This is a genomic window from Maricaulis sp. (assembly GCF_034670125.1).
Classification (GTDB): domain Bacteria; phylum Pseudomonadota; class Alphaproteobacteria; order Caulobacterales; family Maricaulaceae; genus Maricaulis.
This window is the reverse complement of sequence record NZ_JAXMOC010000002.1, coordinates 191,850-211,743: the sequence shown is the minus strand read 5'-3', so window position 1 is coordinate 211,743 and position 19,894 is coordinate 191,850. Positions and strand designations below refer to the sequence as shown.

At 63.3% G+C, this 19,894-nt stretch carries 22 protein-coding genes and 1 tRNA gene; 6 read left to right on the top strand and 17 right to left on the bottom strand.

Going from position 1 to position 19,894, the window contains the following annotated elements:
- Window positions 1-175: 175 nt before the first annotated feature.
- Window positions 176-1,591, top strand: coding sequence for an alkaline phosphatase PhoX (locus VOI18_RS04340; protein WP_323761187.1), 1,416 nt, complete (start codon window positions 176-178; stop codon window positions 1,589-1,591).
- On the top strand, window positions 1,492-2,580 hold the full coding sequence (locus VOI18_RS04335; protein WP_323761516.1) for a hypothetical protein: 1,089 nt from the start codon (window positions 1,492-1,494) through the stop codon (window positions 2,578-2,580). Before VOI18_RS04340 ends, VOI18_RS04335 begins: the two co-directional genes overlap by 100 nt.
- Before the next feature lie 48 nt (window positions 2,581-2,628).
- On the opposite strand, the gene VOI18_RS04330 is transcribed toward VOI18_RS04335, so the two are convergent.
- Window positions 2,629-3,132 (bottom strand): helix-turn-helix domain-containing protein, encoded by a 504-nt coding sequence (locus tag VOI18_RS04330; protein ID WP_323761186.1) that lies wholly within the window; start codon window positions 3,130-3,132, stop codon window positions 2,629-2,631.
- A gap of 84 nt (window positions 3,133-3,216) precedes the next feature.
- On the opposite strand from VOI18_RS04330, the gene VOI18_RS04325 reads away from it, so the two are divergent.
- Entirely contained in the window at window positions 3,217-4,065 is an 849-nt protein-coding gene (locus VOI18_RS04325; protein WP_323761185.1) for a type II CAAX endopeptidase family protein, read from the top strand.
- A 14-nt stretch (window positions 4,066-4,079) separates the two neighbouring features.
- Here the strand turns inward: VOI18_RS04325 and VOI18_RS04320 are convergent, their stop codons facing one another.
- Window positions 4,080-5,105 (bottom strand): COX15/CtaA family protein, encoded by a 1,026-nt coding sequence (locus VOI18_RS04320; RefSeq protein ID WP_323761184.1) that lies wholly within the window; start codon window positions 5,103-5,105, stop codon window positions 4,080-4,082.
- A gap of 152 nt (window positions 5,106-5,257) precedes the next feature.
- On the opposite strand from VOI18_RS04320, the gene VOI18_RS04315 reads away from it, so the two are divergent.
- A complete protein-coding gene (locus tag VOI18_RS04315; RefSeq protein ID WP_323761183.1) occupies window positions 5,258-6,523 on the top strand; it encodes an NAD(P)/FAD-dependent oxidoreductase in 1,266 nt (421 codons plus the stop codon).
- 169 nt (window positions 6,524-6,692) lie between these two features.
- Here the strand turns inward: VOI18_RS04315 and VOI18_RS04310 are convergent.
- From VOI18_RS04310 to VOI18_RS04285, 6 genes are all read right to left on the bottom strand, one after another.
- Window positions 6,693-6,770: transfer RNA gene (locus tag VOI18_RS04310), tRNA-Pro, on the bottom strand.
- Between the two features lie 120 nt (window positions 6,771-6,890).
- Window positions 6,891-7,358 (bottom strand): MerR family transcriptional regulator, encoded by a 468-nt coding sequence (locus VOI18_RS04305; RefSeq protein ID WP_323761182.1) that lies wholly within the window; start codon window positions 7,356-7,358, stop codon window positions 6,891-6,893.
- A 30-nt stretch (window positions 7,359-7,388) separates the two neighbouring features.
- Window positions 7,389-7,694: an integration host factor subunit alpha gene (locus VOI18_RS04300; protein ID WP_011643461.1), complete on the bottom strand. Its 306-nt coding sequence runs from the start codon at window positions 7,692-7,694 to the stop codon at window positions 7,389-7,391.
- Window positions 7,695-7,792: 98 nt separating this feature from the next.
- On the bottom strand, window positions 7,793-8,773 hold the full coding sequence (locus tag VOI18_RS04295) for a beta-ketoacyl-ACP synthase III (RefSeq protein WP_323761181.1): 981 nt from the start codon (window positions 8,771-8,773) through the stop codon (window positions 7,793-7,795).
- On the bottom strand, window positions 8,770-9,825 hold the full coding sequence (plsX, locus tag VOI18_RS04290) for a phosphate acyltransferase PlsX (RefSeq protein WP_323761180.1): 1,056 nt from the start codon (window positions 9,823-9,825) through the stop codon (window positions 8,770-8,772). Before plsX ends, VOI18_RS04295 begins: the two co-directional genes overlap by 4 nt.
- A 99-nt stretch (window positions 9,826-9,924) precedes the next feature.
- Window positions 9,925-10,458 carry a ubiquinol-cytochrome C chaperone family protein gene (locus VOI18_RS04285; RefSeq protein ID WP_323761179.1) on the bottom strand — a complete coding sequence of 178 codons (534 nt, stop codon included), beginning with the start codon at window positions 10,456-10,458 and terminating at the stop codon, window positions 9,925-9,927.
- A gap of 117 nt (window positions 10,459-10,575) precedes the next feature.
- Between VOI18_RS04285 and VOI18_RS04280 the strand changes: the two genes are divergently transcribed.
- Both VOI18_RS04280 and VOI18_RS04275 read left to right on the top strand, forming a co-directional pair.
- Window positions 10,576-11,070: an outer membrane protein assembly factor BamE gene (locus VOI18_RS04280; protein WP_323761178.1), complete on the top strand. Its 495-nt coding sequence runs from the start codon at window positions 10,576-10,578 to the stop codon at window positions 11,068-11,070.
- A gap of 881 nt (window positions 11,071-11,951) precedes the next feature.
- A complete protein-coding gene (locus VOI18_RS04275) occupies window positions 11,952-12,356 on the top strand; it encodes a hypothetical protein (protein WP_323761177.1) in 405 nt (134 codons plus the stop codon).
- Here the strand turns inward: VOI18_RS04275 and VOI18_RS04270 are convergent.
- The 9 genes from VOI18_RS04270 to nrdR form a co-directional block, all read right to left on the bottom strand.
- Window positions 12,353-14,446 (bottom strand): sodium-translocating pyrophosphatase, encoded by a 2,094-nt coding sequence (locus VOI18_RS04270; protein WP_323761176.1) that lies wholly within the window; start codon window positions 14,444-14,446, stop codon window positions 12,353-12,355. The genes VOI18_RS04275 and VOI18_RS04270 overlap by 4 nt on opposite strands.
- Window positions 14,447-14,645: 199 nt before the next feature.
- Window positions 14,646-15,161, bottom strand: a complete 516-nt coding sequence (locus VOI18_RS04265) for a hypothetical protein (RefSeq protein WP_323761175.1) — start codon at window positions 15,159-15,161, stop codon at window positions 14,646-14,648.
- 38 nt (window positions 15,162-15,199) lie between these two features.
- Entirely contained in the window at window positions 15,200-16,174 is a 975-nt protein-coding gene (gene thiL, locus VOI18_RS04260; protein WP_323761174.1) for a thiamine-phosphate kinase, read from the bottom strand.
- Between the two features lie 3 nt (window positions 16,175-16,177).
- Window positions 16,178-16,660: a transcription antitermination factor NusB gene (nusB, locus tag VOI18_RS04255; RefSeq protein ID WP_323761173.1), complete on the bottom strand. Its 483-nt coding sequence runs from the start codon at window positions 16,658-16,660 to the stop codon at window positions 16,178-16,180.
- Between the two features lie 2 nt (window positions 16,661-16,662).
- Window positions 16,663-17,091 (bottom strand): 6,7-dimethyl-8-ribityllumazine synthase, encoded by a 429-nt coding sequence (gene ribH / locus VOI18_RS04250; protein ID WP_323761172.1) that lies wholly within the window; start codon window positions 17,089-17,091, stop codon window positions 16,663-16,665.
- Entirely contained in the window at window positions 17,088-18,209 is a 1,122-nt protein-coding gene (gene ribB / locus VOI18_RS04245; protein WP_323761171.1) for a 3,4-dihydroxy-2-butanone-4-phosphate synthase, read from the bottom strand. The genes ribH and ribB overlap by 4 nt, the downstream gene beginning before the upstream one ends.
- 15 nt (window positions 18,210-18,224) lie before the next feature.
- A complete protein-coding gene (locus VOI18_RS04240) occupies window positions 18,225-18,830 on the bottom strand; it encodes a riboflavin synthase (protein ID WP_323761170.1) in 606 nt (201 codons plus the stop codon).
- Entirely contained in the window at window positions 18,830-19,405 is a 576-nt protein-coding gene (locus VOI18_RS04235) for a RibD family protein (RefSeq protein WP_323761169.1), read from the bottom strand. The genes VOI18_RS04240 and VOI18_RS04235 overlap by 1 nt, the downstream gene beginning before the upstream one ends.
- On the bottom strand, window positions 19,402-19,887 hold the full coding sequence (nrdR, locus tag VOI18_RS04230; protein ID WP_323761168.1) for a transcriptional regulator NrdR: 486 nt from the start codon (window positions 19,885-19,887) through the stop codon (window positions 19,402-19,404). Before nrdR ends, VOI18_RS04235 begins: the two co-directional genes overlap by 4 nt.
- Between the last annotated feature and the right edge of the window lie 7 nt (window positions 19,888-19,894).

Below are 19,894 nucleotides of genomic sequence, written 5' to 3'. Positions count from 1 at the left end.
TTCGAGGGCGCCGTGTAGGAGGGATTTGCTGTTCGGTCAAGCGCGTGTCGAATTTCGACTGCAATTTTATACACCTAGATATACGGTTATATAATACCGCATACTGTCAGAACGTCATGCATCCGTCGCGAAGTCGTTGTAGTTACACGATGATCAAGCCCCCGCTGGAGACCCCATGCCCCTGTCCCGACGCCACTTCCTGCGCAATACCGCGGCGACCTCCCTCGCCTTTTCCGGCTTGGCCGCCCTGTCGGCGTGTCAGCGTCGCTACCCGGCCGAACAGGGATATTTCAACCAGGTCGAGGGTTTCGGTGAGCTGCGGGTCGATCCGGACGGGCTGTTCGATCTGCCGCGCGGCTTCACCTACGAGGTCATTTCGTCGGCGGGCCAGCCGATGAGCGACGGTCTCGTTGTTCCGGGGGACTTTGACGGCATGGCCTGCTTCCAGCGGGCCGACGGGCGGCTGGTACTGGTCCGCAATCACGAGCTTCGGCTTGGCGATGGCGACAAGTCGCCGTTTGGCCCCGACAACGCCCTGCTCGACCGGATCGACCGCGACCGGGTCCATGACTGGGATGAGGCCGGCAATCCACATCTTGGCGGCACGAGCCATCTGGTGCTGGATCCGGAGACCCTGGCGGTCGAGGATGAATACCTTTCCCTGGTCGGCACCATGAACAATTGCGCCGGCGGCCCGACCCCCTGGGGCACCTGGCTGACCTGCGAGGAAACCGAGTTGAACATCGGGCCCCAGGCCGGCAAGGAACACGGGTATGTGTTCGAAGTGCCAGCCGACGTCAGCGGACTGGTTGAACCGGTGCCCTTGAAGGCGATGGGTCGCTTCCGCCACGAAGCCGTGGCGATCGATCCGCGCACCCTGATCGCCTATGAAACGGAAGATCAATATGAGCGGGCCCTGTTCTATCGTTTTCTGCCGGACGTGCCCGGCCAACTCGCCGCTGGCGGCCGCTTGCAGGCGCTTGGCGTACGTGGGCGTCCTGCACTCGACACCCGCAACTGGCAGAGTGCGGGCATCGCGCAGGGCGAGTGGCTTGAGGTGGAGTGGATCGATCTCGACGATGTCGAGGCCCCGAATGCCGACCTTGCCCAGCGCGGCATCGAAGCCGGTGCCGCCCACTTTACGCGTGGCGAGGGTATCTGGTGGGGCGATAATGAGTGCTATTTCACCTGCACCGACGGCGGTCCCGAACGGCTTGGCCAGATCTGGCGCTATCAACCCAGCCCGGCCGAAGGCCAGCCGGGCGAAACCGCACAGGCCGGGCGTCTGCAACTCTTTTTCGAGAGCCATGACGAAGCCGTGATGGAGCGATGCGACAATCTGTGTGTCGCGCCCTGGGGTGATCTGATTGTGGTCGAAGATGGACCTGAGGATCAGTACATCCGCGGCGTGACGCCTGATGGCGAGGTGTATACCATCGGCCGCAACGCGGCCTCAGGGCCGGAAGGTCAAAAAAGCGAGATTTGCGGTCCATGTTTCAGTCCCGACGGTTCGACCCTGTTTTTCAACGTTCAGCGCCATCCCGGCCGGACATTCGCCGTCCGTGGGCCCTGGCCCGCACGGTCGCTCTAGGCGCCTCCCTGCTGGCGCTGGCCGCTTGCGGACCGGCGACGGACGAGGTCGTGGAAGAGACCGGACTGGCCGAGACCGGTGGTCCGGTGGAACTGCTGGTGACCGCTGCGTTCACGGCCGTGGAAGGCGGCGGCGGAGCGGTCGGCTTTCTGCCCGATCCGCAATCACCCTCGCTGGGCCTGATCCTGTCCGCGCCGCGTGTCGGCGGGCTCGACCTTTACGACCTGGACGGTATCCTGAAGACCCGCCATGCCGGTGAACGCCTGACCGGCCTCGCCACGGCACCCGATTTCGAATTGCGCGGCGAAGCGCTGCCGCTGATCTTCGGCGCCGCGGCCGACAGCCAGGCCGTGCGCGGTTTCGCCGTGGTCCGCGACGGCGCCCAGGTGCTCGACCTGCCGCTCGGTGCCATCGAGCCGCTCGACGGAGTCTCCGGCCTGTGCCTGATGCGCGAAGGCGCGGGTTTTGTTGAACTTGTGGTGCTCAATACCGGGGCCCATGCCGAAATCTGGCGCGTCCGCGATGCCGGCGAAGATCAGCTCAGCGTCGAACGAATCCGGGACTTCCCGCTTCCCGACCCGGCCCGGCATTGCGCCACTTTCGACGGCGACATCTATACCGCCAGTCCTGCCGGCGGTCTCGCCCGTCTGTCGGGTGACGGCACCCTGCTCGCCGAGACACCCTACCCGGCCGCCAGCCTGACCGTCGGCGAATTCAATGGCACCCGCCTGGTCCTGGCCACAAACGGCAATGGCGAAACGGTCGAGACCTTTGACGCCGCCACGCTGGACGCGGGCATCTCGATCGACATTGTCGACGGGCTGTCCACGCAAGGCGTGCAGGTGCCCGGCGCCCTCGCTGTGACCTCAGCCGATTACGGCTACACGGCTTACGCCAACGGTCTGCTGGCGGTTTATGATACCGGAGCCGGTCGGTTGAAGGTCGTCTCCCGCGATGCCCTCACCCGCGCCGTGGTCTCGGCCGACTAGCGAGCGCACATCCCCCTTCCTGACATCAAGGTGAGCCGCGCAAGCGGCTCATTTTGCATGGGCGGGACCTGGTGAGGCAATTCGGTCGACCAAGGGCCGCGCCTTCAGGGATTGCACCGCCTCGACGGACTTGGCGGCCAGATCAACGCCCAACTCGTCAAACAGCGCGTCCATGGCGTCGCGAATTTTTTCGAGCATCACCATCATCAGACCATACTGGTCGCGGCCAAGGGCGGTGAATTCCAGCACCTTGCGACGGCTGTCGGTTGAGTGCGGCCGTTTCGAAACGAGACCGAGCTTGATGAGGAGCGCCACGCGTTGCGTCGCCACCTGGTGCGGTTGATCCAGCGATGTGGCGATGTCGGCGGCTGTCACGTCCGGCACCTCACCGATCATCAACACGGTCGAAATGGCACGCGGCGGAATGACAATCCCGGCCGACGACAACAACACCTCTCCCTGATCGGCAATGGTTTCGACCAGCCGCAGCAGCTTGTTCGACACGAAAGCCCGGCTCAGCGGGTGGGTATCCATGATGTTGCTGTCGCGCATGCCTTGCCTTTTATACAATCAATTGTACAATTAAGTGTGTAAACTACACTCGATGGTCCAACCCGTAAAGGAAAGCCACACATCATGACCGCCGCGCAGACCGACAAACGCACAACGATCATCACCCTGCTGACCTTCCTCGGCATTCTGACGGTCGCGAGCGCCCTGGCCCACTACGCCATTGTCGCCCTGGTGCCGACCTCGCTTTATGTCGGCACGCTGATGACGATGCCGACCCTGGCAGCCTTCCTGACCCTCAAACTCCGCGGCCGCAAGATTTCAGACCTGCCCTGGCGATGGGGTAGCCATGGCGCCAATTGGGCCGGCTATCTCATTCCGGTTCTCTATGTCTCGATTGCCTACGCACTTATCTGGCTGACCGGGCTGGGCGGTTTCGGCAATCCGGAAACACTCAACGATTGGAGCCAGGCACTCGGCCTGCCGGACGCGCCCGCCTTCGCAGTGATCGCGCTGATGGGCTTGTTGATGGCGGTTGTGCAATTCGCGAAATCCCTGGGCACGATTGCCGGCGAGGAAATTGGCTGGCGCGGCTTCTTTGTGTGGGAGTTGCGCAAGCTCTTCTCATTCAATGCCACATGCCTGATCAGCGGCAGCATCTGGGCCGTCTGGCACTACCCGGTCATCATCGCCTATGGCGGCGGGAACACCCTGTTTCAGCTGGCGTGCTTCACCGTGATGATCATCGCGATGAGCGTCATCATGACCTATTACACCTTCAAGAGCCGCTCGCTCTGGCCCGCCATCATGTTTCACGGCGCCCACAATATCTACATCCAGAAAATCTTCACGCCCTTGACGGTGGATAGGGCCTCAACCGCCATGTGGACGGATGAGTACGGGCTCATGATCCCGATCATTGTGAGCCTGATCGCGGTCATTTACTGGCAACGGGCCCGCAAGGCCGGTCTCTAGGTCAGACAGCTGATTTATACCGCTCGTCGCGCCGTCCAGGCCGCGGCGACCATCGCAATGAAAAGCAGGATCGCACCGGCCTGATGGGCCAGGGATAGCGAGAGCGGGACCACCGCCAGGAGTGCGGCAATGCCAAGCGCTATCTGGCCGATCACCAGGGCCGGCAGGATCACCATGAAGGGTTTCAGCGAGACCCGCGGCTCACGCCAGATCAGCCAAGCGTAGGCGAAAACACCGAGTGCAACGAGATAGCCGGTCCAGCGGTGATGCATCTGAACGGCGGCGTGGCTCTCGAAAATTGCCGGGAAGAAACTCATTCCGCCGAGATAACCCTCGGGAATGAGATCACCATTCATCAGCGGCCAGGTATTGTAGATGCGTCCGGCATCAAGACCGGCCACGAATGCGCCGAGGATGATCTGCGCGAAGACAAGGCCCAAAAGTCCGGCCGTTACCCCGGCCAGGCGTCCGCGCCGCAAGGGCGGCGGCCCGTAGCGGGCTTCCAGCGAGAACCAGATCGACAGGCCCAGGATCACGAAGGCCATGCCCAGATGGGTGGCCAGGCGGTATTGGCTGACATCAAGCCGGTCCGACAGACCGCTTGCCACCATCCACCAGCCAATGGCGCCTTGCGCGCCGCCGAGCAGCAACAATCCGAAAAGGCGCGGCTTGAGCCGGGCGCTGATTTGGCCGCGCAGCCAGAAGAAGACGAAGGGCGCGAAATAAACCAGCCCGATCAGACGGCCCAGCTGGCGATGGCCCCACTCCCACCAGAAAATGAATTCGAACTCCTCCAACGTCATCGCCGAATTCTGGACCTGGAATTCCGTGGTCTGCTGGTAGAGCGAAAACTCGCGCTGCCAGTCCGCGTGCGACAATGGCGGTATGGCCCCGGAGATCGGCTTCCATTCGGTGATCGACAGGCCGCTATCGGTCAGCCGGGTCGTGCCGCCAATGATGATCATGACGCAGACCAGGGCGGCGACGACGAGAAGCCAGAGCGAGACGGCGCGACTTGTGGTGCTGGAATGATAGGTCATGCGAACTCCCGGAACGGCTAGGTAGCCCATTCACACATCCGTGCAAGGCTTGCGCTTCACCCCTACGCCGCGACATGCTGATATTGCACTCGCAGGGCTGGACCGGACGCGCCATCATGTCGCAACCGGGCCGTGACTTGGGGGGAGAAGGCGTGAGCAAATCCAATGAGACAGTAATCATCCTCGGCGCGGGCCAGGCCGGAGGCCAATGCGCGGCGTCCCTGCGACGGGGTGGATTTGAGGGCCGCATCATCCTGGCCGGCGAGGAACCCCATCCGCCCTACCAGCGTCCGCCCCTGTCCAAGGCCTATCTGTCCGGCGAGATCGACGAGAGTCGTTTGTGGCTGCAGCCGCCGGAAACCTGGGCCAAACAGGATGTCGAACTGAAACTGGGACGCCGGGCCAAGCGGATCGATGCCGACCGCAAGCGGGTCATCTTCGCGGACGGGCGCGAAACCGCCTACTCCCATCTCGTTATCGCCACCGGATCCCGTGTCCGCCCCCTGCCGGTGCCGGGGGCCGATCTTGAGGGTGTACGCTATCTGCGCTCCATCGCCGATGTCGACGCGCTGAAGGCGGATTTCCAACCGGGCAAACGCATCGCCATCATCGGTGGCGGCTATATCGGCCTGGAAGTGGCCTCGGTTGCCCTGAAGCTTGGCGCCATTCCAACCGTGATCGAGGCGATGGACCGGCTGTTGGCACGCGTCGCCGTACCGGACGTCTCCGAATTCTACCGCCAGGCCCATGAGGCGCGCGGCGTCGCGGTCCGCCTCGACAGTCAGGTCGCGGCCCTGAAACCCAAATCCGGCCTGTTCTCGCGTGGCACGACCGTTCGCTCGATCGAACTGACCAATGGCGAGACCCTTGCCTGCGACAGCGTGCTGGTCGGTATCGGTGTGCTGCCCAACCAGGAGCTCGCCACCGCCTGTGGACTGGAAACCGGCAATGGCATCACCGTCGACGAGACCGGCCGCACCTCCGACCCCGCCATCTTCGCCATCGGCGATTGCGCCGAACAGCTCAACTGGCTGACCGGCAAACGCCTGCGCCTGGAAAGCGTGCCCAACGCGCTCGACCAGGCCAAACACGCCGCCGCTGCGATCTGCGGCACACCGCCCCCCAAGCCGGACGTGCCGTGGTTCTGGTCCGACCAGTATGATCTCAAACTCCAGACCGCCGGCCTGATCGGCGATCACGACACCACGATCACCCGCGCCGGCGACGATGAAACCCCGCGCAGTTTCTTCCACCTCGCCGACGGCGTCCTCATCGCCGCCGACTGCATCAACGACCCGCAAAGCTTCATGGCCGCCAAGATGATGATCGCCAAGCGCGCCAAGCCGGATCCGGCCGCGCTGGCAGACCCGGACGTGGCGATGAAGGATGTGATGAAAGCGGCGTTGGCGGGGGGATAGACGCAGTGAAACAGGCGTCAGCGCGGCACTGCCCGACGACACCATCAGGCATCAGTGCCTCACAATGCGCGTGCGGCGCACACTTCGCCATAAACCGCTTGCCGAGAGAAAGCCGTATCCGGTTCTTCAGCTCAAGGGTTTCAACCGCGAAGCAGCACTTGCAAGCAAATGGTCGGAGCGGCGAGATTCGAACTCGCGACCCCCGGTCCCCCAGACCGGTGCGCTAACCGGGCTGCGCCACGCTCCGACACTCACTTGCTGGACAGGCAGGCCCGTCCGTTGGGGAAGTCGCTTATAGGGGGAGGTTTGCCGCTGGGCAACAGGGCTGTCAGCGTGTCCTGCGGTCAATGCAGACCGGGGCCGGAAATCAGGGTTCCAGGGCGGCTTTCAGCTTGGCCTGGGCGTTTTCCAGATCAGCCAGGATGTCGTCGATCTGCCGTTGCGGACCATCAGCCGGTCGCGGCCGCGACGGCTTTGCCACCGTCGGATGTTCCTGGTCAGCGGCATCCACCGCCAGCGCGTCGCGCGGCGAGGCGGAATTCGCCTGAGCCCCGGACTGATCAGCCAACGCCATGACGGCGGCGACACCATTGTCCTTGATGTATTTGCGGGCGCCCTTGATCGTGTAGCCGTCCTCATAGAGGAGCCGCTTCACGCCGCGCAGCAATTGCAGGTCCTGCGGCCGGTAGAAACGGCGACCGCCGGCCCGCTTCAAGGGGCTGATCTGGGGGAATTTGCTTTCCCAGAAGCGCAGGACATGCGCCTGGATATCGAGTTCTTCGGCCGCTTCGCTGATCGTCCGAAACGCGTCTGCAGACTTGGTTGTGACCGACATGCGCTGTTCGCGTCAGTCTGCGGGTCCGCCCTAATCCTTGGACAGAGCCGAGTCGACGCGCTCCTTGAGAACTTGAGACGGTTTGAAGACCAGAACCCGGCGGGCATCAATGGGCACTTCCACCCCGGTCTTCGGATTGCGACCGACCCGCCCGCGCTTGTCGCGCAACAGGAAGGACCCGAATGATGACAGTTTCACCGATTGGCCGGCAGCCAGATTGTCCGACACCATGGCCAGGACCGACTGGACCAGATCCGCTGATTCCTGGCGTGACAGGCCGACCTCTCGGTAGACCGATTCAGCCAGATCTGCTCGCGTCAAGGTTTTATCCGACATAGGCATCCCCACAAAGACGAGCCAAGGCTACGCCTCGAAGCCCGGTCAGGTCAACGCCAAGGTCTTGGTTAAGTGCGTGAAACTGGTGAAATAAGATATCAATAACGCGCGAGCGCCGCGCCCCAGGTGAATCCACCGCCCAGCGCTTCCATCAAAACCAGGTCGCCCCGCTTGATGCGGCCGTCCTGCACAGCCCGGTCAAAAGCCAGCGGGACCGAGGCTGCCGAGGTGTTGCCATGGTCTGCAACCGTGGAGATCACTTTTTCCGTCGGGATCGACAAACGGCGGGCCACGCCCTCCAGGATACGCTGATTGGCCTGGTGCGGCACGAACCAGTCGACCTCCTCGATCGTCACGCCGGAGCGTGAGGCGATCGTGGTCATCGACTCGGCGATATTGGTGATGGCGTGCCGGAAGACCTGGTTGCCGACCATGCGCAGATGCCCGACCGTTCCCGTCGAGGATGGTCCGCCGTCGACATGGAGCAGGTCCTTGAACCGTCCATCGGAGCGCAGATACGTGCCCAGGATGCCGGACCGGTCGGTGCCCTCACCCGTCGGCTCGGCGGCCTGCAGGACCATGGCCCCGGCTCCGTCGCCGAACAGCACACAGGTCGACCGGTCCGTCCAGTCGAGGATGCGCGACATGGTCTCGGCGCCGACGACGAGCGCCGTTTTGGCCTGGCCGCGGGCGATCATGTTGTCGGCCATGGACAGGGCATAGACAAAGCCGGTGCAGACGGCCTGGACGTCAAAGGCAGCGCCTTGCGTCGCACCCAGCCGCGCCTGCAGCATGGTGCCAACCGACGGGAAGGTGAAATCGGGTGTCGTGGTTGCAACCACGATCAGATCCAGCTCTTCGGCGGCAATGCCGGCATCCTCGAGCGCGCGCCGGGCGGCGCGTTCAGCCAGATCGCAAGTCGTGACACCCTCACCGGCAATGTGGCGCTGGCGAATGCCAGTGCGTTCGCGGATCCAGCTGTCACTGGTGTCGACCATGGCGGAGATTTCGTCATTGGTCAGAATTCGTTCGGGCAAATGCGACCCGATACCGGCGATACGCGCACTCAGTTCAGTCATGACGCTGCTGCGACTTCCTGTTCTTCGAAACTGGCAAACTTGTCGAGATTGGCCCGGATCTGGGCCATGAAATCACTCTTCGCCATCACATAGGCGAGGCCCAGGGCGGAGGCGAAACCTTCACCGTCAGCGCCGCCATGTGACTTCACCACAATGCCCTTGAGGCCCAGCAAGACACCGCCATTGATATAGCGCGGGTCCATGCGCTGGCGCAGACGCTCCAGGGCGCCCAGCGACAGAAGGCCGGCAGCCAGCTTGGCCAACAGCGAACTGGTCAGCGCATCGCGCACCCAGCCGGCCACGAGGCGGGCTGTGCCTTCGGCCGTTTTCAGGGCGATATTGCCGGTGAAGCCGTCGGTGACCACAACGTCGATGCCGCCGGCGGAGATGTCATTGCCCTCGATGAAACCCTGATAGGCAATATCCAGATTGGCCTTGCGGATCAGCTGGTCGGCCTCGCGCACGGTATCATTGCCCTTGAGTTCTTCCTGGCCGACATTCAGCAGGCCGACACTGGGTGCTTCGCCGCCGAACACGGCCCGATGATAGGCCTCCCCCATGATCGCAAATTCAACCAGCTGGGTCGCATTGCACTGGACATTGGCGCCCACGTCGAGAACCACCGTATGCCCTTTCGGAGTCGGCCAGTTGGCCGAGATCGCCGGACGATGAACGCCCTTCTTCATGCGCAGGATGACCTTGCCGATCGCCATCAGCGCGCCGGTATTGCCGGACGACACGATGGCACCGGCCTCGCCGGTCTTCACACTCTGGATCGCGTTCCACATCGACGACCCCCGCGCGCGGCGAACCGCCTCGCTGGGCTTGTCGGTCATCTGGACCAGCGTTTCGGTGTGCCGCAGCTCGCAAACCGCGGCGACCTTTGGGTGTTTGGCCAGAAGCGGCGCAAGCTGGGCTTCGTCGCCATGCAGAAGATAGGTCGCCTGCCGGTCCGGCCAGCGCTTGAGCGCGTGGCCGATACCCTCAACGACCGCTTCCGGTCCGAGATCGCCGCCCATGGCGTCGACCGAGATCGTGGGAATAGCTGTCATGGGTTGCGGTGCTGTGTCCCTCGCAAAGGCGCCGAAGCGCCAAAAAAGCCCGCGGAACTTAGACCATGAACCAAGCAATGCAAGGCAGCAAGACGGCGATCAGCGCGTCACGAAATCCGGTTGACCACCGTCCAGCAGTGCCGCCCCGCCCTGCGCATCCAGCCGGTCGATGGCCGAGTTGACGTATAGGGCAAGGGCTGGCGCCCGGGCATCATCCGGATCGGCAGCAAAGACATTGCGGGCCAGAACGGTCTGCAATCCGGCCGGATCATCCTCATTCGCGGCCTGCCTCAGGGCCTCGGCGCGACCATAAAAGCCCTCCGCCATGAAACGGATCTTCTTGCCGACCCCCGAATCCCCGACCCCCATTTCGCGCATGCCGGCGTCGAAATCATCAAACATGGTGTCAAACAGGGCCTGGGACAGCTTGCGCGCCTCGTCTTTGTCGAGCGCCTGCAATTGCAAAACCACCAGGGCGCAGTGCAGGACGATCATCTCGAACCGGCCCTCGACCGTATCAGGCACACCCAGACCGGCATATAAATCCGGTTCCCGCGCCACCGTGACAATATGCCGGTAGAGCGCTTCAGCGCGCGTTTTTTCGGGCTTCTTGCCGAACAGACGGTCCAACATGCGATCCGCACTCCCAAGAATTCGCGCTTGAAGCTAAGCTCGCCCCCGGTTAGGTCAAGACAGGGCCGCACGCGACACCCCGTCGCGCGGGGTCTGGCCATCTTGCTGGAGTTCCTGATGAAGCGTCGCGTTAGCCTTACAATCCTGATCGCCGCCTGCGCGATCGGCGCCTCGGCCTGCAACCCGGTCCTGCGCTCGCACGGCTATCGCTACACCACCCAGGACGTCCCCGAGATCGTCGTCGCCGAAGACACCGAGAGCTCGGTACTGTCCCGTCTGGGCAATCCGTCCACCCGCGGCACGTTCGAAGAGAACACCTGGTACTACATCTCGGCGACACGCGAGAGTCTCGCCTATCTGCGTCCGGCAACCCGCGACCGCCGCATCATTGCGGTGACCTTTGACGAGAACGGTCTGGTCAGTGACGTGTCGGAGTACGGCCTTGAAGACGGACGCGTGGTGGCCTTCGCCGACCGCGAAACCCCGACCCGCGGCCGCGAACTGACCCTGCTCGAGCAATTGCTCGGCAATGTCGGGCGCCTGCCCACCGAGCAGTTCGGCGGCGAACAGAACCTGCCCGGCGGCGCCGGCGGTCCGCGTCGCGACCAGTAGTCGGTCGACACCACAGCGCACATCCCAAAAACCCCGATCGATTGACCGGGGTTTTTTGTGTGTGCCTGTACCGGCTCCTGCACCTCACGAAGCAGCCGCCCGGGTGACTGGGCGCTATGCATTTCATCCGGCCCGGCCGTTCCAAACGGCAATCTCCATCCTAACCCCGTCATCCCCCGCTGACGACGCCGATACGCCCTTTTCATCCCGGGTGGAGCCCAGACTTGATCAGGGCGAAGACCCGGGACCCATCAGCCCGGTGCTGCCAGCTTTCGTGATAATCGGTCCCGGATCTCCGCCCGGCTCGAAGCCGGGCATCCGTCCGGGATGACAAAATTTTGTGCCTTTATCCCCGCTCTGCACCACTTTCCTTCTCCCATGGGAGAAGGTGGCCGCGGGCCGGATGAGGGGGATTCGTTCTGCTTTCACCGGGATTTACCCCTCACCCTGACCCTCTCCCGGGGGAGAGGGAAAGCGCGCCACATCAAAAAATCGACAAAACTTATCCGCCCCCCTTTTCGCCCATCGCATAATCCTTCCCGTTCCCAGGCCATCTTGAGGCCCGGACCGGTTATCCGGGGGTTTGGGAGTAGCGGAGCGCATCCGGTTTGGTGGGGTTGACCACCACCCGACCCGGTGCGGCCGCCGATGGGACTCGCGGCACAACGATTGACCGCCCTGATCCCGTCGGCTTCGATTCGGGGGCTGGAAGGCAACCCGGGAAAACTCCGCGTGCGGGATGCTTGTCGTGGCTACCGTTATTAAATCAGCGCTTTATCGGCTCCGGCCGGTATCCCGCACACCCTCTTTGCCCAAAACGCCAGGCGAGCTCGCCGTGGCGACCGTCAACGCGTGTTCAATTTGAAACTGAAGGACACATCATGCGCAAACGCCGACATGTCCGCCGTCGCAAGGCGCTCGATCAACGGCAAGCCCGGCTTTCAGATGGGCCCACCTCCTCCGCCCCAGATGATGACGACGATCTTGACGTCATCCCGCCGTGGGAGCGCGACAGCATAATGGAGGATTTCCGGGCGATAACCGTGGCCCGCGAGACAGGGCAACCATTGCCGGAGCCTCGCGATACACTCTCATGGATTTTTGCAGAGCCTGTCGCCGACCATGAGACCGTTATCCCGCACCAGGAAAGCCTGATCTGGCGCGCCTGTCAGGCCGCCTATGCCGACGCCGAGGACAGATGGAAATCGCGCTGCGAGACCCTGGCAAAAAGAAAGAGCTCCGGCCGCTGGCCGGAGCTCTCAGACAGGTTCGATGATGCTGACTAGTGGGCCAGGAAGGCCAGCAGCAGCAAGGCCACGATATTGGTGATCTTGATCATCGGGTTCACAGCCGGGCCGGCGGTGTCCTTGTAGGGATCACCAACAGTGTCACCGGTCACGGAGGCCTTGTGGGCTTCCGAGCCCTTGCCGCCATGATGGCCGTCTTCGATATACTTCTTGGCATTGTCCCAGGCACCGCCGCCGACGGTCATGGAGACCGCGACGAAGAGACCGTTGACGATGACGCCCAGAAGCATCGCGCCGACAGCCGCCAGCGCCTGCGCCTGACCGGCGATGGCGTTGATGGCGAAGTAGAGCACGATCGGCGACAGCACGGGCAGAAGCGACGGCACGATCATCTCGCGGATCGCCGCCTTGGTCAGGATGTCCACGGCGCGGCCATAATCCGGCTTTGCCTTGTACTCCATGATGCCCGGAATCTCCTTGAACTGGCGACGCACTTCGGCAACGACCGCAGTGGCCGCACGGCCCACCGCCATCATCGACATGCCGCCGAACAGGTAAGGCAGGAGACCACCAAACAGGAGGCCGACGATCACGTAGGGATTTTCCAGCGAGAAGTCAGGCTGGATGCCCAACAGGTGCTCGACATCCGTGGTGTAAGCCGCAAACAGGACCAGGGCACCCAGACCGGCAGACCCGATGGCATAGCCCTTGGTGACAGCCTTGGTGGTATTGCCCACCGCGTCCAGCGTGTCTGTCGTGTTGCGGACGCTTTCGTCCAGACCGGCCATTTCCGCAATGCCACCGGCATTGTCGGTGACCGGACCAAAAGCATCGAGCGCCACGATCAGACCGGCCAGGGCCAGCATGGTCGTCACCGAGATGGCAATGCCGAACAGGCCGGCGAGCATGTAGGTGCCGAGAATGCCGCCGATGATGATCAGGGCCGGCAACGCCGTCGATTCCAGCGAGACCGCGAGGCCCTGGATCACATTGGTGCCATGTCCCGACTCGGACGCCTTGGCGACCGACTTCACCGGACGGTATTCGGTCCCGGTATAGTATTCCGTGACCCAGATAATCGCCGCGGTGACGATGAGGCCGATGATGCCGGAGTAGAACAGGTTCATTCCGGTGATCATCTTGCCGTTGACCTCGGCGATGTCACCCATGCCGATGGTGTAGTTGGTAACCGCCCACAGGGCACCGATCGACAACACACCGGCAACGATAAGGCCCTTGTACAGCGCCCCCATCACATTGGTGCCCTTGCCCAGGCTGACAAAGAAGGTGCCGATGATCGAGGTCACGATACAGGCCGCTGCAATCATCAGCGGGTAAAGCACCATGTCGGTCGCCAGACCGCCAGTGAAGAAGATCGCCGCGAGCACCATGGTGGCGACCACGGTCACCGCATAGGTCTCGAACAGGTCAGCGGCCATGCCGGCGCAATCACCGACATTGTCTCCGACATTGTCGGCGATCGTGGCGGCATTGCGCGGATCATCTTCCGGGATGCCGGCTTCGATCTTGCCGACCATGTCACCGCCGACATCCGCACCCTTGGTGAAGATACCGCCGCCGAGACGGGCGAAGATCGAGATCAACGAAGCACCGAAACCGAGCGCAACCAGGGAATCAATGATGATCCGGCCGGTGTCCTCGCTTCCGAGCACGAGGCCCATCGGGCCTGTCAGGACCCAGTAGTAGCCAGCCACGCCCAGCAGGGCCAGGCCAGCGACGAGCATGCCGGTCACCGCGCCGGAGCGGAACGCCACGGCAAGACCGGCAGCGAGGCTGGTGCTGGCGGCCTGGGTCGTGCGCACATTGGCGCGAACCGAGACCAGCATGCCGATAAAGCCCGCGGCTCCCGACAGCACGGCGCCGATGGCAAAGCCCAGTGCAACCTGCCAGCCAAGGAAGACGGCGAGCAGGACACAGACGGCAACGCCGACGATCCCGATGGTGGTGTATTGACGTTTGAGGTAGGCGTTCGCGCCTTCCTGAATGGCCGATGCGATTTCCTGCATCTTCTCGGTGCCCGCGCTCGCCGACATCAGACGCTGGGTCTGAACGACCCCGTAGATGATGGCGAGAACAGCGGCCGCAATGGCCAATAATAGCATGTTCATGGATTCCAGCCCCGTTTGTTCACAACGTTATGGTCTCGGAAGGAAAACGGGAAAGCATGCGCGTGTGACCACGCCGACCTTAGACACCTCCCCCGTCATTCTTTTTATTGTTGGGGGGACTATGCCCAATGGATCAGGGCGGTGCAATACGCGCGTCTTATCCAATCAGGGCTTTGACTTGCTGCGGTGCAATATAGTGCTAGCGGCGGAAAATCCGGGTGTCGGCCTGGCGAATCTCCACATGGTCAATCGCCCGCTGGCCATAATGCTCGCGCAGGGCGGCCTCCCAGACCCGAACAGCGCGCTCGGGGTCGAGGTCGGTGCCCTCGTCATTGGACACCGAATTGCGGTAACAGGCCCGTACGGCGGCATCCAGCGCATAGTGGGCCGCCTCGCGCACATCCCAGATGTTCTGGCCATCCGCCACGCGGACCCGCAGCTGGACATAGGCATAGCCGGTCAGCCGCCCGTCGCGGGACAGCGGCGCGACAACGGTCGGCATGGTGAAGGCACGCGGATCATCGCTGTCATCTTCCTCGGCCTCGTCCTCATCCTCGGATCCGGCCAGGTTGAACAGCGTCAGGATCCGATTCGACCGCCCGCCCTCGCCCGATCCACCTTCCGATTCGGCCGGCGGCGACGCAGCGGCAAGCACCGGCGCCGACAGCACCGGAGACAGCAAAAGGGACAACAGAAGGGCGAAAAGAATGCGCATGACAGCCTCTCAATCACGGCGAGACTGACAGCTTTGCCTCAAAAATGCGTAAATCCCGCTTTGCCGGGCTGCATCAGGCGGCCATCGCGATGACGCAGCACAGCGCCCTCACCCGTCTGCACCACGCCGATGCGTGTCAGCGCAACGTCGCCGTGCCGAGCCAGCGCCTCGACCCGGTCGCGGCAAGCGGCCGGTACCGTGAACAGGAGTTCGTAATCATCCCCGCCGGTGAGCAGGGTCGCAAGCTCGCCGCCGGACCCAAGCCAGGCTGTCGCGGTGGCCGAAACCGGCACCGCCTCGGGATCAATCACGAGACCGCAACCGCTCGCGGTTGCAATATGCCCGGCATCGGCCAGCAATCCGTCCGACACATCGATGGCGGCACTGGCCAGGCCGCGCAATGCCTGCCCCAATCCCAGTCTCGGCTCGGGCGCCTGGTAGCGCGCCAGCGAGCCTGGCAGGGCTCCAGGCAGGTCAGGGCGGTCCCCGCGGGCCGCCTGCAGCCCGAGATACCCGTCACCGATCACGCCGGACACCCAGACCTCATCCCCCTGAACCGCTCCCGACCGCTGGATGGCGGTACCGGTCTGCACTTCTCCGACAAGGGTCATGGACAGGGTCAGCGGCCCCGGGGTGGAGGTCGTGTCACCTCCGATCAGGGCCAATCCGAACGCACGCTGCTCGACGTGCAGGGCGTCCACAAACGCGGTACGCCAGGGCGCATCCAGCGCTTCCGGCCAGGCGATCGCGGACAGGTAGGCGCGTGGCCGCGCCCCCATGGCGGCGAGATCGGACAGATTGGTGCGCAAGGCCCGCGCCGCGACCACCGCCGGCGCATCCCCGTCGAGAAAATGCACGCCGGCAACCAAGCTGTCACACGCGAGGACGATTTCGTGTCCGGGCTCGGGGCGCAGCAGGGCCGCATCATCACGCAGGCCGAGCGCAGCAGGGTCGCCTTCCGTCAACGGCAGAAGCCGCGTGCGGATGAAGTCGAACTCGCCGTCGCCGGCCATGGCTCAGAATTCGTCCGGACGGGCGCCACGTGCGCAGCGATCAAAGGCCGCATTGATGAATTTCGGCTCGGCGCCTTCGAAAAAGGCGTTGGCGACCTCGATATACTCGTCAATCACCACGCGCGCCGGCACATCCTTGCGGTAAAGCAGCTCAAAACCACCGACCCGAAGGATCGCCCGCACTGTCGCATCGAGGCGCTCGAGCCGCCATTTGTCGGCCAGCAACGCATCCATGGCCGGATCGACATCGGCTTGACGTTCGACCACACCGGCAACGAGGCTCTCAAAGAAATCCTCGTCGGCCTCGACAAACTCCGGCGCCTCGTCGCTGACCCCGAAACGGTGCTCGCGGAACTCGCGGATGACCGCGCTGGCACCCAGACCGCCGATCTCCATCTGGTAGAGGGCTTGTACGGCCGACAGGCGCGCTGCGCGGCGCAGGCGGGCACGGTTTTCAGATGGTGATTCCTTGCTGGCAGTGGCCATGTTCATGCGCTCCTGAACCGGTTGCGCAGCTCGATCAGCATCATCGCCGCATTCGCTGCATCCGCGCCCTTATTCTTGTCGACCGCCCGCTTCAAGGCCTGAGCGCGGTTCTCGACGGTCAGGACACCATTGCCGACGGGAATCGCCTGCAGGTTCAAGTCCATGATTCCACGCGCCGATTCACCACAAACATAGTCGTAATGGGAGGTCTCTCCACGAATCACACAGCCCAGGGCCACATAACCATCATAGCCCGCACCAGCCTTCTCGGCCTGGGCGATCGTACCCGGGATTTCGAGCGCCCCAGGCACTTCGACAATATCGAAGACGAAGCCCTTGGCCTCGATGGCCTCGCAGGCGCCCTTGATCAGGGCATCGGCGATGTCGCGATAGAAGGTCCCAGCAATGATGAGATATTTCGGCGCGCTCATGCGTCACCCTCCGGAAAATGCCGCTCTTCGCGGATGGACAGACCATACCCCTCAAGCCCGACGATCGTCTGCGGCTTTGTTGACAGGAGCACCATGTCGCGCACACCCAGATCCAGCAGGATTTGCGCGCCGACACCATATTCCCGCAAACGCCGGGCTTCGCGTTCATCCTGGGCCAACACGGGATGAGCGCCGAGACGCTCCATGATAGCGGTGTGGGAGGTCTCACGGATGAAGACCATCACCGCCGGCCCGTCAGCGTCGGAGATCGCGCGGATACCGGCTTCGACCAGGGCGCCGCGCGGACCGCTTTCGTGCAGGACATCATCGACGAAACTGACCTTGTGCATGCGTACCGTGGTCGGCTCATCGGAGTTCGGTGTGCCCTTGACCAGCGCAACATGCTCGGACCCGTCCAGGGTGTTGCGGAAGACGACCAGCTTGAACGGACCCCCGAACTGCGAGGAAAACTCGCTTTCGATCCGCCGCTCGATGAAGCGGTCATTCTTGCGGCGATAAGCGATCAGGTCGGCAATCGTACCAATCTTGAGGCCGTGCAGCTGGGCGAAGGCGACCAGGTCCGGCAGGCGCGCCATCGAGCCGTCTTCATTCATGATCTCGCAGATCACCCCGGCCGATCCGGCTCCGGCCAGCCGCGCGACATCAACCGAGGCCTCGGTGTGGCCGGCGCGGACCAGCACGCCGCCATCGCGGGCGACCAGCGGGAAGACATGACCGGGCGTCGCGATATCGTCGGCGCCCTTGGACGGGTCGGTCGCGACCTCGATGGTGCGGGCGCGATCATGGGCGGAAATCCCGGTCGTCACCCCTTCGCGCGCCTCGATCGAGGTGGTGAAAGCGGTCTGGTGTCGCGAGCGGTTGTCGCTGGACATCAGCTTGAGATCGAGCTGCTCGACCCGCTCCTGGCTCATCGCCAGACAGATCAGGCCGCGGCCATGCTTGGCCATGAAATTGACGGCGTCGGGTGTGGCGAACTTGGCGGGGATGACCAGATCGCCTTCATTCTCGCGGTCCTCGGCATCGACCAGAATGAACATGCGCCCGTTGCGCGCATCCTCGATGACGTCCTCGATAGGGGAAAGTGGGATGTCGCTCACGCGCGTCTCCAGAAATCAGGTCGGCGAGAATTCGCTCAGACGGGCGGCGTAGCGCGCCATGAGGTCAACCTCAAGATTGACGTGTGCGCCAATTTGCAGCGCGCCCAGCGTCGTCACGTCGGCTGTATGGGGAATGATCATCAGATCAAAGCTCTCGCGCGTCACCCCATTGACGGTCAGCGATACGCCATCGACGGTGATCGAGCCCTTTTTGGCAATGAATTTGTTGAGCTCTGCCGGCGGTTTCACTGTCAGCACGATCCATTCATTCTCGTCACGCCTCGAGACAAGTTCGCCCACCCCGTCAACATGCCCGGTGACCAGATGCCCGCCCAGCTCTTCGCCGATCGCCAGGGCGCGCTCGAGATTGACCGCGTCACCCTCGCGCCAGCGGCCCAGCGTGGTGAGTGCCAGCGTTTCGGGCGAGACATCGACGGCGTACCAGCAGCCGTCCGAGGTCCGACCTTTTTCGACCACGGTCAGGCAGGCTCCGGCGTGCGCAATGGAAGCGCCTAGGGCGATTCCGTCCGGGTCGTAGGGCGCTTCGATTTCGATGCGGCGGACGCTGTCGCCGCTGATCGAACGGATCCGGCCCCTGGCTGTCACTATTCCGGTAAACATCAGCAAATCCGTTCGTATGTTTCCTGCAGGTCGGCGCCGCGCTCAACCACGCCCGCCCGCCTGAAGATGGGCGCCCTGTCCAGGGTCTCAAGTCCCAGCGCTGAAAGAGCCGACAATCCGTCGCCTCCCAGAACCATCGGAGCCCGGAACCATTCGATGCGGTCGACCAGACCGGCTCCGATCGCCGCGGCGGCGATCCGGGCGCCAGCCTCGATCATCACGCGCCCATACCCATCCATCGCCCGCGCCAGATCGCGGTGCGGTATCAGGGTGACCGACCGGTCACCGCCCTTGAAGACCCGTGCCGAGGCGGGCGTGCGCCCCTGGCTGTCCATGATGATCACATCGGGTTGCCGTTCACAGCCACCCTCTGGCCGCGCCGTCATCCGGGGGTCGTCTGCCAGGATGGTCCCGATCCCCGTCAACACCGCGTCATGGGCCGCACGCATCCTGTGGACGACCACCCGGCTCTCCGGTCCTGTGATCCACTGGGATACGCCATTGGCCAAGGCGATCTTCCCGTCGAGCGACGTGGCCAGCTTCAAGGTGACATGCGGACGCGCCGCGCCACTCATCCGTCGTCGTCTTCGCGGGAACCGAAATGGGCTGTCAGCGCTTCATCGGTGATAAACTCGCGGAAATCCTCAACCTTGTGGAAATCCTTGTACACCGAGGCATAGCGGACATACGCAACGGCATCGAGATTTTTCAATCCCTCCATCACCAGCTCGCCGACCCGATCCGACGTGACATCAGTCTCGCCGGTCGACTCCAGTCGGCGGACAATGCCCGAAATCATCTGGTCGATCCGGTCCGGCTCGATATTGCGTTTTTGCATGGCGAGCTGGATGGAGCGATTGAGCTTGTCCCGGTCGAACGAAACACGACGGCCCGATTTCTTCATCACCGTCAGTTCGCGCAACTGCACGCGTTCAAACGTGGTGAAACGGGCCGAGCACGACGGGCACTGCCGTCGGCGCCGGATGGCATTCCCGTCCTCGGCAGGACGGGAATCTTTGACCTGAGTATCAGGATGACCGCAAAAAGGACAACGCATGCCGGTA